The organism is Buttiauxella massiliensis, from assembly GCF_902500225.1.
Classification (GTDB): domain Bacteria; phylum Pseudomonadota; class Gammaproteobacteria; order Enterobacterales; family Enterobacteriaceae; genus Buttiauxella; species Buttiauxella massiliensis.
Genome location: NZ_LR722659.1, coordinates 45,444 through 58,487, shown reverse-complemented (window position 1 = coordinate 58,487; position 13,044 = coordinate 45,444). Strand labels below are relative to the sequence as shown.

At 51.9% G+C, this 13,044-nt stretch carries 13 protein-coding genes; 3 read left to right on the top strand and 10 right to left on the bottom strand.

Going from position 1 to position 13,044, the window contains the following annotated elements; genetic code table 11:
• Positions 1-65 precede the first annotated feature (65 nt).
• Positions 66-1,202: a 4-phosphoerythronate dehydrogenase PdxB gene (gene pdxB / locus GC128_RS16935; protein WP_151995339.1), complete on the bottom strand. Its 1,137-nt coding sequence runs from the start codon at positions 1,200-1,202 to the stop codon at positions 66-68.
• A 103-nt stretch (positions 1,203-1,305) separates the two neighbouring features.
• On the opposite strand from pdxB, the gene flk reads away from it, so the two are divergent.
• Positions 1,306-2,310, top strand: coding sequence for a flagella biosynthesis regulator Flk (gene flk / locus GC128_RS16930; RefSeq protein WP_151995292.1), 1,005 nt, complete (start codon positions 1,306-1,308; stop codon positions 2,308-2,310).
• Between the two features lie 31 nt (positions 2,311-2,341).
• Here the strand turns inward: flk and GC128_RS16925 are convergent, their stop codons facing one another.
• Together GC128_RS16925 and fabB are read right to left on the bottom strand one after the other, a co-directional pair.
• Entirely contained in the window at positions 2,342-3,520 is a 1,179-nt protein-coding gene (locus tag GC128_RS16925; protein ID WP_151995291.1) for an MFS transporter, read from the bottom strand.
• An 80-nt stretch (positions 3,521-3,600) separates the two neighbouring features.
• Complete coding sequence (fabB, locus tag GC128_RS16920; RefSeq protein WP_151995290.1) at positions 3,601-4,818, bottom strand: beta-ketoacyl-ACP synthase I; 1,218 nt, start codon at positions 4,816-4,818, stop codon at positions 3,601-3,603.
• A gap of 156 nt (positions 4,819-4,974) precedes the next feature.
• Here fabB and mnmC point away from each other — a divergent pair, with 156 nt between their 5' ends.
• Entirely contained in the window at positions 4,975-6,975 is a 2,001-nt protein-coding gene (gene mnmC / locus GC128_RS16915; protein ID WP_193216274.1) for a bifunctional tRNA (5-methylaminomethyl-2-thiouridine)(34)-methyltransferase MnmD/FAD-dependent 5-carboxymethylaminomethyl-2-thiouridine(34) oxidoreductase MnmC, read from the top strand.
• Positions 6,976-7,016: 41 nt separating this feature from the next.
• Here the strand turns inward: mnmC and GC128_RS16910 are convergent, their stop codons facing one another.
• The 6 genes from GC128_RS16910 to prmB form a co-directional block, all read right to left on the bottom strand.
• A complete protein-coding gene (locus GC128_RS16910; RefSeq protein ID WP_151995288.1) occupies positions 7,017-7,292 on the bottom strand; it encodes a YfcL family protein in 276 nt (91 codons plus the stop codon).
• 90 nt (positions 7,293-7,382) lie between these two features.
• Positions 7,383-7,928 carry an elongation factor P hydroxylase gene (locus GC128_RS16905; RefSeq protein ID WP_151995338.1) on the bottom strand — a complete coding sequence of 182 codons (546 nt, stop codon included), beginning with the start codon at positions 7,926-7,928 and terminating at the stop codon, positions 7,383-7,385.
• A gap of 22 nt (positions 7,929-7,950) precedes the next feature.
• The gene (locus GC128_RS16900; protein WP_151995287.1) at positions 7,951-8,748 is read right to left on the bottom strand and encodes a sulfite exporter TauE/SafE family protein; all 798 of its coding nucleotides are present in this window, start codon (positions 8,746-8,748) and stop codon (positions 7,951-7,953) included.
• Between the two features lie 11 nt (positions 8,749-8,759).
• The gene (gene mepA / locus GC128_RS16895) at positions 8,760-9,584 is read right to left on the bottom strand and encodes a penicillin-insensitive murein endopeptidase (RefSeq protein ID WP_151995286.1); all 825 of its coding nucleotides are present in this window, start codon (positions 9,582-9,584) and stop codon (positions 8,760-8,762) included.
• A 4-nt stretch (positions 9,585-9,588) separates the two neighbouring features.
• Positions 9,589-10,674 (bottom strand): chorismate synthase, encoded by a 1,086-nt coding sequence (aroC, locus tag GC128_RS16890; RefSeq protein ID WP_064512767.1) that lies wholly within the window; start codon positions 10,672-10,674, stop codon positions 9,589-9,591.
• 78 nt (positions 10,675-10,752) lie between these two features.
• Positions 10,753-11,685 (bottom strand): 50S ribosomal protein L3 N(5)-glutamine methyltransferase, encoded by a 933-nt coding sequence (gene prmB, locus GC128_RS16885; RefSeq protein WP_151995285.1) that lies wholly within the window; start codon positions 11,683-11,685, stop codon positions 10,753-10,755.
• A gap of 171 nt (positions 11,686-11,856) precedes the next feature.
• Here prmB and smrB point away from each other — a divergent pair, with 171 nt between their 5' ends.
• Complete coding sequence (gene smrB / locus GC128_RS16880) at positions 11,857-12,408, top strand: endonuclease SmrB (RefSeq protein ID WP_151995284.1); 552 nt, start codon at positions 11,857-11,859, stop codon at positions 12,406-12,408.
• Between the two features lie 77 nt (positions 12,409-12,485).
• Here the strand turns inward: smrB and sixA are convergent, their stop codons facing one another.
• Positions 12,486-12,974, bottom strand: coding sequence for a phosphohistidine phosphatase SixA (gene sixA, locus GC128_RS16875; RefSeq protein WP_151995283.1), 489 nt, complete (start codon positions 12,972-12,974; stop codon positions 12,486-12,488).
• Positions 12,975-13,044: the final 70 nt, after the last annotated feature.

Sequence of the window (13,044 nt, the reverse complement as noted above, 5' to 3'; positions counted from 1 at the left end):
GGTTTACTCCAGACTTAAATAGCAGTATTTCCCCGGTGTAACACCGGGGAAATGAGAAGGATTTTTTAACGCGCAGTGTGATAGGTGGCGCTAAAGCCTAGCTTTTGCAGCATTGTCGCTGCCGCTTCATCATCACACTGGATATACAGCGATGACCATTCACGGCGTTCCTGATAATTTTTGCGCAACTTGTCAAACTCACCAGGAATTCCCGCCACTTTACGCAGAGGAGCATCATCGCGGCGCACATCATACACCAGATGAACCAGTCTTTTGAGTGTTGCCTGATCAAGCGGGCCATGAAGGGTAATACGAGCAAATTCTGGGGCAGGAAGCAGAGTGTCTAAAGCCACTTGTTGTTTCTGACCAATAAACTCGCTAAATGCTTCAAACACTTGCGTGGTGCCACGCGCTTTACCTTCGAGCGTATAACCCGCGATGTGAGCGGTACCGATATCAACTTTCTCAAGCAGAGCTACATTGAGTTCAGGCTCCGGCTCCCAGACATCAAGTACCACACTCAGATCCTGCCCCTTCTCCAGGCATTTAAGCAACGCCACGTTATCCACAACAGGGCCACGGCAGGCGTTGATCAGAATGGAGCCTGGTTTGAGGCATGAAATCAGTTTCTCGTCAGCAAGATGCAGCGATTTGTACGCACCGTCTTTAAACAATGGCGTATGGAACGTCAGAACATCCGCTTCGCGCACCAATTGTTCCAGTGAAACAAAATCACCTTTATCACCGCGGTCGGCACGAGGTGGATCGCAAAGCAGCGTACGAACGCCAAAAGCTTCGAGACGCGCCTGCAAACGTGAGCCTACATTACCGACACCAACAATACCCACGGTACGGTCGGTAAGTTGGAATCCGTCGCGTTCAGCAAGTATTAACAGTGAGGAGAAGACATACTCAACTACGGCAATGGCGTTACACCCGGGGGCTGCCGAAAATGCGATACCCGCGCGCTCAAGGTATTTTTCGTCAACGTGGTCAGTGCCAGCCGTTGCCGTACCGACAAACTTTATCCCTTTGTCATCAAGTAAATCAGCATTCACTTTGGTGACTGAACGCACCATTAACGCATCGGCATCAGCCAGTTCGGATACGGGAATTGGGCGGCCAGGGACGGCGGTTACGTCGCCAAGGCGACTGAACAATTCACGTGCATAGGGCATGTTTTCGTCAACGAGGATTTTCACGTTAGTTACCTGTTCGGTTAATCGTCGAGAATAAGCCCGATAGTGTGCCATAATCTGGCGTCCTGGCATACTTGAGCCAGGGATCGACAAAGGATTTAAGCCTATGCAACCCATTCAGGGGGCGACAGCACGTCCTCCGGGGGAACCACCCTCCCCAACTTCAGCGGCAGGTGAGTTTCCGCTTTCTACACAGCAACGTACCGTTCTGGAGCGTTTGATTACACGTATTGTTGCGCTTAACCAGCAACAAAGTGCCGAAGTGTGGGCGGGATTAAAACATGACCTCGGGCTAAAAGGTGAAACGCCATTGTTATCGCGTCACTTCCCCGCGGCTGAACAAAATCTGAATCAGCGTCTCAATAATGCTCAAACAACCCATGCCACGCGTCAGGTTGTACAACAGCTCAGCGAATTGCTATCACAGGGCAATAATCGCCAGGCTGTGAGTGATTACATTCGCCAACAGTTTGGGCAGACAGCCCTTAGCCAGCTCACGCCAGAACAATTAAAAAGCGTACTGACGTTATTGCAAAATAACCAGTTGGCTATCCCGCAGCCACAGCAGCGCCAGGCGACAGATCGCCCGCTGTTGCCCGCAGAACATAACACTTTAAATAAACAAGTCGCCAAACTCACAGCGGCAACGGGTGAGTCAGGAAAACTTATCTGGCAATCAATGCTTGAGCTTTCAGGGGTGAAAACAGGTGAGTTGATTCCTGCAAAACATTTCACGCTGCTGAGCACCTGGTTACAGGCAAGGCAAACCCTGAGCCAACAGCAAACTCCTACGCTGCATACCATCCAGGCCGCGCTAAAGCAGCCTCTGGAACCCGCAGAATGGAAAGAGATTACCGATTATTCCCAGCAACGTTTTCAGGCAGCGCCGCAGTCGTTACTGACCACTGCGCAAGTGCAGGATATTTTGAACCAGATCTTTTTGAAGCGAGCAGAACGCCAACCGGCCTCGCCTGAAGTGCAAAATATTCAGCCCATCGCCAGCCCAATTTGGGCGCCATTTATTGAACCGATGAAGGTAATAAGTGCCCGCCCAGGCCTGGCACTTATCGCACTGATTGTGGTGATGGTTTTGTTCTGGATAGTGATTTAAACATTAGCCACCCAGCCTTGGGTGGCTAATGTTACTTGCGAAAGGCGATGAGTGTAACCACAATCCCGACTACCGCAGAAATTGCTCCAGCTAAAAACACTGACGGATAACCCATCGAGGTTGCCAACAATCCGGTCAGCGGCCCTGCGACACCGTACGAGATATCCTGAAACGCCGCATAGCCACCAAGCGCCGTACCGCGTACCTGAGCCGGTACACGTTTCACCACTTCAACACCCAGTGCCGGGAAGATTAACGAGCAGCCACAACCCGTCAACGCAGCACCGATTAGCGCAACGCCCGCTCCGGGTGCCTGCCAGAGTAAAACCAACCCGGCGGTTTCAATCGCCAACGAGACCAGTGCCACTCTCACACCACCAAATCTGTCTGGCATCCAGCCAAACAGCACACGCATCAGCACAAAAGCGCCACCAAAAGCGGTCAGCGTAAAGCCTGCCCAAGCCCAGCCGTTCGATGCAAAGTAAAGTGAGACAAAAGTGCCGATCACGGCAAAACCTACGCCCTGTAACGCAAGTCCTAACCCAGGTTTCCAGATAAGACCAATCACCGCAAACAAAGAAGGGCGCTCGCCTTTATGCGCAGGTACGGCACGAACACGGCAATTAAACGTCCACGCAACTAACGGCAATGCGATTGTTGACACGCCAAGTGCCACGAATCCCCAATGGCTGTTTAACAGCAAGCCAATCGGTGCACCCGCTGCTAAAGCGCCATAAATCGCCATTCCGGTCCAGGACATGACTTTGCCGGAGCGCGCCGGGCCAACCAGGCCTAAACCCCATGTGAGATTTCCGGTCAACAATTGGCTTTCACCAAAACCAAGAATCAAACGGCCAACAACTAACAGGCCGAATTTCGCCATCGGATCAACGGGCAATAGCGCCGCCAGCAGATAAGCGACGCCAGCAAAAGCGCAGGCGCACATGCCCTGTAACGTAGAACGTTTCGCTCCTTGCTGATCGGCCAGGCGCCCGGCATAACCGCGGGTTAAAACTGTTGCCAGGAACTGAATGCCTACGGCAATCCCCACCATGGTGTTGCCAAACCCAAGCTCATGGTGAACAAAAAGTGGGATAACAGGCAACGGCAAGCCAACCGTCATATAGGTGAGAAACACCGCAAAGGTAATGCTGAATAAGGACTTATTTTCGGATTTGTTGTTTAGCTGAGAATTTTTTATTGAGGACATTTCACGGCTCCTTGGCAGCAGCCATTATGCAAAAAAAAACGGGGTGCACAAGGCACCCCGCTTATTAACATCACCTGGGATTAAGCGTTAACTTTACGCATAACCAGCGTGGCATTCGTACCACCGAAACCGAAGCTGTTAGACATTACAGTGTTCAGTTGACGCTCGGTAGTTTCAGTCACGATGTTCAGGCCAGCAGCCTGCTCATCCAGCTGTTCAATGTTAATGCTTGGCGCGATGAAACCGTGCTCCAGCATCAGCAGAGAGTAGATAGCTTCCTGAACGCCTGCGGCACCAAGAGAGTGACCGGTCATTGCTTTGGTCGCAGACATTGCTGGTGAGTTGTTACCGAAGACTTCTTTGATTGCGCCCAGTTCTTTCACATCGCCAACCGGCGTAGAAGTCCCGTGGGTGTTCAGGTAGTCAATCGGGGTATCAACACCGTGCATTGCCATCTTCATGCAACGCACTGCACCTTCACCAGATGGAGCAACCATATCTGCGCCATCAGACGTTGCGCCGTAGCCAACGATTTCAGCGTAGATGTGTGCGCCACGAGCCAGAGCGTGCTCCAGTTCTTCAACCACAACCATACCGCCGCCGCCTGCGATAACGAAACCGTCACGGCTCGCATCATAGGTACGGGACGCTTTGTCTGGCGTTTCGTTATATTTGGTAGACAGTGCGCCCATTGCATCGAACTCACAGGCCATTTCCCAGCACAGCTCTTCGCCGCCGCCAGCAAATACGATGTCCTGTTTGCCCAGTTGAATTTGCTCAACAGCATTACCGATACAGTGCGCAGAAGTCGCACATGCGGAGCTGATTGAGTAGTTCACACCGTGAATTTTGAACGGAGTAGCGAGACATGCGGAAACCGCAGAACCCATCGCTTTGGTCACAACATAAGGACCAACCGCTTTCAGGCCGCGCGGGCTACGCATTGCGTCTGCACCGAACACCTGAGATTTAGAAGAACCACCGGAACCTGCAATCAGGCCCACACGAGGGTTGCTTTGATAAACTTCTTCTTTCAAACCAGCATCTTCAATAGCTTGCTGCATTGAAAGGTAAGCATAGACAGAGGCATCGTTCATGAAACGGACGACTTTACGGTCAATCAGGCCGGTGGTGTCCAGTTTAACGTTACCCCACACGTGGCTGCGCATTCCAGAATCTTTGAATTCTTGAGAGAAAGTGATCCCCGGGCGACCTTCACGCAGAGATGCCAGGACTTCCTGCTGGTTGTTACCGATGCTGGAAACAATGCCCAGACCAGTAATCACTGCACGTTTCATTCAATACCTCTTCTACTGCACTATTAGGATTTCGACAGGCACAATAGCGTACACTTGTACGCCGAACAAGTCCGATCAGCCAAATCAGTCTGAAATTTGCGCCGCTTCGCACACATCGTTATGATCGTTACACTGCCTGCCAGACGAGTAACTTACGTGAAACACTCCCCAATACAATCTGCAAACCTGGACTTTAATGAAGAGGGTACACCTGTATCCCGAGAGTTCGACGACGTGTACTTCTCTAATGATAATGGACTGGAGGAAACTCGTTATGTATTTCTGGGAGGAAACCGTCTAAATGAGCGTTTCGCTACCCATGAACGTTCGCTGTTTGTAGTCGGTGAAAGTGGTTTCGGCACCGGTCTTAACTTTTTGACTTTATGGCAAGCTTTTGAAGATTTTTGCAAAAATCAGCCTCAAGCCACTCTCAAACGCCTGCACTTTATTAGTTTTGAAAAATTCCCTCTGACCGTAAAAGATTTACATGCCGCTCATGCCCATTGGCCTGAACTTGCCGATTTCGCGCAGCAATTACAACAACAATGGCCGCTGCCAATCGCAGGTTGTCACCGCATTTTGCTGGCGGAAGGCCGCATTACTCTCGACCTTTGGTTCGGTGATATCAACGAACTGATACCGCAATTAGATGACACTTTAAATAATCAGGTAGATGCCTGGTTCCTTGATGGTTTCGCCCCTTCAAAAAATCCGGATATGTGGACACCACAGTTGTTCAACGCGATGGCGAAATTTGCGCGCACGGGCAGCACGCTGGCGACATTTACCTGCGCCGGGTTTGTACGCCGTGGCTTAATTGATGCCGGTTTCGCGATGACCAAAACCAAGGGTTTTGGCCGCAAACGCGAAATGCTGGTTGGGGTAATGGAACGTGCGATCGAAACGCCAGCACGCACGCCGTGGTACGCACGCCCTTCGTCACAAGCAAAAGAGGTTGCCATTATTGGCGGTGGCGTTGCCAGCGCCCTGCTGTCACTCGCTTTGCTGCGTCGCGGCTGGCAGGTCACGCTCTACTGCGAAGATACCGCTCCGGCGCTTGGTGCCTCCGGCAACCGCCAGGGTGCACTTTACCCATTGCTCAATACCCACAGCGCAACACTGACAAACTTTTTCAGTGCCGCATTTACCTTTGCCCGCCGCGTGTATGACTCATTGCCCGTCGATTTTGATCATGCCTGGTGTGGCGTAACGCAACTTGGCTGGGACGAAAAGAGTCAGCATAAAATCGACCAGATGCTGAGCCTCGAATTTCCCGATGCCCTCGTTCATGCCGTCGACGCAGAAACGGCGACAAAACTTTGCGGCTTAGAAACCGGCCATGGTGGAGCAACCTACCCTCTCGGTGGTTGGCTATGTCCGGCACAACTCACCGCAGGCGCGCTGGCGCTGGCAGAAACCCTGGGGCTAAAAACGTATTACCAGCATCAAGTAGAAGATTTGACTCAAACGCCTGAGGGTTGGGAATTAACATTTGCCGAACAGGACGCAAAACAACATGCGGCTGTAGTGCTGGCAAACGGCTTCAGGGTCAGTAAATTCGCGCAAACTGAAAAACTGCCGTTCTCAGCGGTAGGCGGCCAGGTCAGCCACATCCCAACGACCCCGGCACTTTCAGAATTGCGCCAGGTGTTGTGCTACGACGGCTATTTAACGCCGCAAAATCCGAACAATCAGCAGCATTGTATCGGTGCCAGCTACCACCGTGGCGTAGAAGAGATGCAGTACAACGAAGAAGATCAGCAGCATAATCGCCAGCGTTTGCTGAACTGTTTGCCGGATGTGGAGTGGCCGTGCGAAGTGGATGTTAGCGCCACTGAAGCACGCTGTGGCGTGCGCTGTGCGACGCGCGACCATATGCCGCTTGTAGGAAGTGTCCCTCGCTATGATGACACGCTTGAAACCTACGCAACACTTGTTGAAAACCATGACAACGCCGAAGCCGCTCCGGTTTATGAAAATCTTTTTATGTTGGCGGCTCTGGGTTCAAGGGGATTATGTAGTGCGCCACTGGCGGCAGAAATTCTGGCGGCTCAAATGAGCGATGAACCGGTTCCGATGGATGCTGAAACGCTTGCGGCGCTCAATCCAAATCGATTTTGGGTGCGCAAGTTACTGAAAGGAAGAGAAGTTAAATAGATTTGAGATTGAGCCCTCTCCCAAAGGAGAGGGCAAAAGACTTAAAACTTTGCTTTCTGGTACAAATTATCCCACATCCCCAGCACTAAAGACTGGTCGCGCGGCGAAAGCTCACCTGCATGAATCGCTTTTTCCAGGCTACCTGATACCGCAGTATTAAGCGCTTCAGGGCTGTGGTCTTCACCATGCTCCAGATCAGCTACCGCCAGAGTCAGATGGCCACGCAGATAACCGCTGGCAAACAGCTCGTCATCACTGGCCGTTTCAACCATTTCATCAATTAGCGCCAGAATGCGTGTCTCAAATTCAGCGATCATCGTACTTCCTCATCATTTTGCAGGTTTTTATCCCCGTCATACTTCAAGTCGCAGACGCGTTGACTGCAACTCGAATTATTTAGGGGATGTCTAAAGGTCTTCCGGCCACGGAAAATGCTCTGCGGCCAGCGGCGGGGTTTTATAGTATTCCCGCAGCGCTTCAATCAGTTTTGCCGTACGAGCCGGGATGCCTTCTTGCAGGTAGATCATCACCTGCGCATGCACACGGCGCTGGAACGCGATTCTGTCCGGGTCAACATCGCCGCTCAGGTTGTCGCAGCTCACATTGAACGGGAAATTCGCGGCCACGCACAGTAACCATTCCTGCGCCTGCGGCTTCACTTCCACATCCTCAAATTTGCTTTGTGTTTCGGCATCACGCCCATCCGGGCAATACCAATAACCGAAATCCACCAGTTCACGGCGCGCAGCACCCGCAATGAGCCAGTGAGAAATCTCATGCATTCCGCTGGCGTAATAGCCGTGAGCAAACACCACGCGGTGATAAGGAATTTCTTCATCTGCTGGAAGATAGATCGGTTCGTCGTCGCCTTTAATCAGACGTGTATTAAATTCGTCTTTAAAGCAGTTATCGAAAATGTCGATAAGTTCCTGATAATGGTGTTCTGTCGTTATTGTCATATTTGCTGTCGTCATCTTAAGCTACCCCCAACCAATGGAGGATCTCCGTTCCGTGGCTATCAAATAAGAGTTTGGCGCTCATCACAGCCGACACAATAACTATCATCGGACGGATCAGTTTTTGCCCTTTACTCAACACGAGGCGTGATCCCATTCGCGCCCCTAAGAACTGCCCGGCCATCATTACAAAGCCGGTTCCCCAAATCACTTTCCCACCGATGATAAACAGCAGCAGGCCGCCGAGGTTTGATGTAGCGTTTAATACTTTGGCGTGAGCCGTAGATTTTGCGAGGTTAAAGCCGCACAGCGTGACGAACGCCAACGCATAAAAAGAGCCCGCACCAGGGCCAAAGAAACCATCGTAGAAACCGACGCAACCACCTGCAACCAGCGCAAATGGCAGGCCGTATAAACGGCGCTGACGGTCTTCTTCACCCAGTTTTGGCATCAGTAAAAAGTACAAACCGATGCAAATGACCAGTAGCGGAAGGATTTGGCGTAGCACGTCAGATTTCACATACTGAACCAGCAACGCACCAGTGGTGGAGCCGATAAACGTCATCAGAATATTCAGTTTCTGCTCTTTAAGATCGACCACTTTGCGGCGAATAAAATAGAGCGAGGAAGAAACCGAACCCCCACAGGCCTGGAGTTTGTTGGTCGCCAAAGCATGTGCGGGTGACATTCCCGTGGCTAACAACACGGGGACGGTGATCAAACCACCACCGCCCGCCAGTGAATCAATAAACCCTGCAAGCACGGCGACAAAAAACAGCACCACCAGCATCAGAGGGGAAACCATAAACCATTCCATGAACTTATCCGTTAGAGAACGTGCTCATCCAGCAAAGCCTGACAAGAGGCGGGTAAAGGGGGCGGAGTTTTCTTTTTCGGCACACTGCTGCCTGGAGGTGGCGGCGCAAACCAGCTTTGCAGCTCAGCACCACAACCATCACCTGGCGGCGGTAATGGCTGATCTTCACACTCGAGGCTATCTGCCGGGCAACGCAGGCGAACATGCATATGCGCACGGTGAGCAAACCACGGGCGCACTTTACGCAGCCAGTCGCGATCGGCACCCGCATCAAGACACAATTGTTGCTTGATGGCCGGATTGACGAAAATGCGTGTCACGTCGTTATCTTTCGCCGCAAGCTTAATCAGGCTACTGATTTCTGGCTGCCACAAACGCGGCACCACATGCTGATTATCGCTGGCGACTAAATCCAGCGCCTGCGGTTTGAGAAGCTGAGCGGACGTCCAACGTGCTTTCGGGAGTTGCAAAAAAATATCAACATCCAGACCGCTTTGGTGGCTGGCATGGCCAGAGCTAAAACGCCCACCAGCAGCCATTCCCATATCACCAATCAATAACGTGCCAAGGCCAAGTTGCGTCGACTGGTTACTGAGACGTTGAATAAACATCACTAAATCGGGATGACCGAAATAGCGACGTTGGTCCTGTCTCATCACCTGATAGCGAGGATCGTTGAGCGGCAACTCGTGGGCACCCACAATGCAGCCGTTAGAGAATGCACCAATAGATTGCGGGCTTCCCGCAATCGGATGACTAATTTTCTGCCACGGCGTCGCGGCAAAAGTAGCGGTACTGGCAAGCAATGCCAGTAGCCCCACGAGTGTTTTTTTCATCGCATTACCAACGCGGCAAAGGGAAAGTCACGTCACCGTTTTGAGCACGCTGACGCAGCATATGATCCATCAGTACAATCGCTACCATGGCTTCGGCAATCGGAACCGCACGAATACCCACGCAAGGGTCATGGCGGCCACGCGTGACCATCTCAACTTCTTCGCCTTCGCGGTTAATAGTGCGGCCTGGGACCATAATGCTGGAAGTCGGTTTCAGCGCCATATTGGCCACAATTTGTTGGCCGCTGCTGATACCACCCAGAATGCCGCCAGCGTGGTTGCTCTGGAAACCTTCTTTGGTAATTTCGTCGCGATTCTGGCTACCACGTAGATTAACCACGCCAAAACCTTCGCCAATTTCCACGCCTTTCACGGCATTAATGCTCATCAGTGCATGGGCGATATCAGCATCTAAGCGGTCAAATACAGGTTCGCCAAGACCTGGCGGCACGTTATCCGCGACCACGGTAACTTTCGCACCAATGGAGTCGCCTTCTTTTTTCAACGCGCGCATCAGTTCGTCGAGCGTTTCGATTTTGTCCGGATCCGGGCAGAAGAACGGGTTCTGTTCAACCTGATCCCAGTCTTTGATTTCCAACGGCACGTCGCCCATTTGCGTCAGGCAACCACGAATAATGATGCCGTATTTATGCGCCAGATATTTTTTAGCAATCGCCCCAGCCGCCACACGCATCGCGGTTTCACGTGCTGAAGAACGGCCACCGCCACGATAATCGCGCAGGCCGTATTTTTGTTCGTAGGTGTAATCTGCGTGGCCCGGACGGAACACGTCTTTGATAGCGCTGTAATCTTGCGAGCGCTGATCGGTATTTTCAATCAACAGGCCGATACTGGTGCCCGTGGTGACGCCTTCAAATACACCGGAAAGGATCTTCACCTGATCGGGTTCGCGGCGTTGCGTGGTGTAGCGTGAGGTCCCCGGGCGGCGACGGTCGAGATCGTGTTGTAAATCGGCTTCGGTAAGCGGGATGCCTGGCGGCACACCATCAACGATACAACCCAGCGCGACACCATGGGATTCACCAAATGTCGTTACGCGAAATACTTGTCCGATAGAGTTTCCTGCCATTTTTCACGGCTCCTTACCGTTGTCATTTTTGTTGTGTTGTCAGCAAAAGAAGACGGGCCAGAAGGCCCGTCTACACGATTAGTCTTTGTAAATACTGAAATGTTCACGCGCATCGATAAGCTGCGATTTAGTCAGCATAAATACGCCGTCACCGCCGTTATCGAACTCAAGCCAGGTGAACGGCACATCAGGATACTGATCCATCAAATGCACCATGCTGTTCCCGACTTCACAAATCAGGATACCGCCATCTGCGAGGTAGTCCGGTGCACATGCCAGAATACGACGCGCCAGTTTCAGCCCATCTGTCCCCGCAGCCAGACCTAATTCCGGCTCGAATTTGAACTCACCCGGCAGGTCAGACATATCTTCCGCATCCACATATGGTGGATTAGTGACGATAATGTCGTACTGCACTTTTGGCAGGTCACGGAACAGGTCGGAACGCATTGGCGTTACCTGGCTTTCCAGGCCGTGCTCAGCGATGTTTTGCTCAGCAACTGCCAGCGCATCAAGAGAAATATCGACCGCATCCACTTCCGCATTCTGGAATTCGTAAGCACAGGCGATAGCGATACAGCCGCTGCCAGTACACATATCAAGAATATGGTGTGGTTCCTGGTCGAAAAGACCCGCGAAACGGTTGGTGATCAGCTCACCAATCGGGGAACGCGGCACCAGCACACGCTCATCAACATAAAACTCATGGCCGCAGAACCAGGCTTTGTTTGTCAGATAGGCCACCGGAATACGCTCATTAACGCGACGAATTACACGCTCAACGATGCGATGACGCTCGCTTGGTGTCAGACGTGCGGTGCGCATATCTTCAGGAATATCCAGCGGCAGATAGAGACTTGGCAGCACTAACTGAACGGCTTCGTCCCACGGATTATCCGTGCCGTGGCCATACCAGACATTGGCGGCGCTAAAACGACTGACTGCCCAGCGCAGCATATCCTGAATGGTGTGCAGCTCATTAACTGCCTCATCGACGAAAATTTTATCCACGTTGCCCTCCGCAGGCCGTTCGCGCTAATTCAATAATCGATTAGTTTGCCATGAAGGCCGCGACAAATCAGCATTTCAATCGCGCTCAGCGTGGGGAAAATAACGTTTTATTTAGCGATGAACGGCAAACCAGGTAAACTGACGCAATAGCAGATGCGAGACGAGATACCAATGAAGAAGAAAACTCCGCTCAGCGCTGACGATCAGAACCTTTTCCGTGATCTGATGAGCGGCACAAAAAAATTGACTCAGGACACGATTGTTCATCGCCCAATACGCAAGAAAGTGCAGGAAGTTCCGGTGAAACGACTGTTGCAAGAGCAGGCTGATGCCAGCCACTATTTTTCTGATGAATTCCAGCCGCGCCTGGCAACAGAAGGCCCCACGCGTTACGTGCGCGAAGACGTCAGTCATTTCGAGTTGAAAAAAATTCGCCGAGGTGATTATTCGCCAGAGTTGTTCCTGGATTTGCATGGCCTGACACAGATGCAGGCAAAACAGGAATTAGGCGCGTTGATTGCGGCCTGTCGGCGTGAGCACGTGTTTTGTGCCTGCGTGATGCATGGGCATGGTAAGCATGTGCTGAAGCAGCAAACGCCACTGTGGCTGGCTCAACACCCACACATAATGGCATTTCATCAGGCACCGAAAGAGTACGGTGGTGATGCCGCATTGTTGGTGTTGATTGAAATCGAAGAATGGCTGCCGCCTGAGTTGCCATAATCCTGAGTCCGCATCCCGGGGCCCAGAAATACAAAGAGCCGCTATATATAGCGGCTCTTTTTTCATGCTTACGGCTATCAGATAGCTTTAGCTACCTTCAAATTACACGGACTCATCTGCCAGTTGAACACCCCTTTCCCTGTTTCAGGCTCAAGAGTGACATTAGCAATGGCCGAGGTACTGAACATCGGTGGTGTTTCCTCTGGGCACAGCTCAGACACCAAATAACCGACTAGCGGTAGGTGAGAAATCACCAGCGCCGACTCAACCCCTTCATTGGCCAGGGCTTGCAAATAGCAGCTCACCAAGCCCACATCGCCGCACGGCGTCAATTCCGGCAGAATGTCTTCTTTACCTGGAAGAGTCAGTGCTTCCCGCACAACATCCAGGGTTTGTTCGGCTCGCAGATAAGGGCTCACCAGAACACGTTCGATATCCACAACCTGACCTTTCAACCAGGTCGCCATTACTCGGGATTCATCACAACCACACTGGGTGAGTGGACGTACCGAGTCACTGGCGGCATCGAGAGCTGCGTCGCCGTGACGCATGATAAAAACTTGCATATTGCACCGCTTTTGTTAACCAGGAATGCTTGAATTCCCCTGAAACCTACGAGGAGAAATTCAGCAGCCG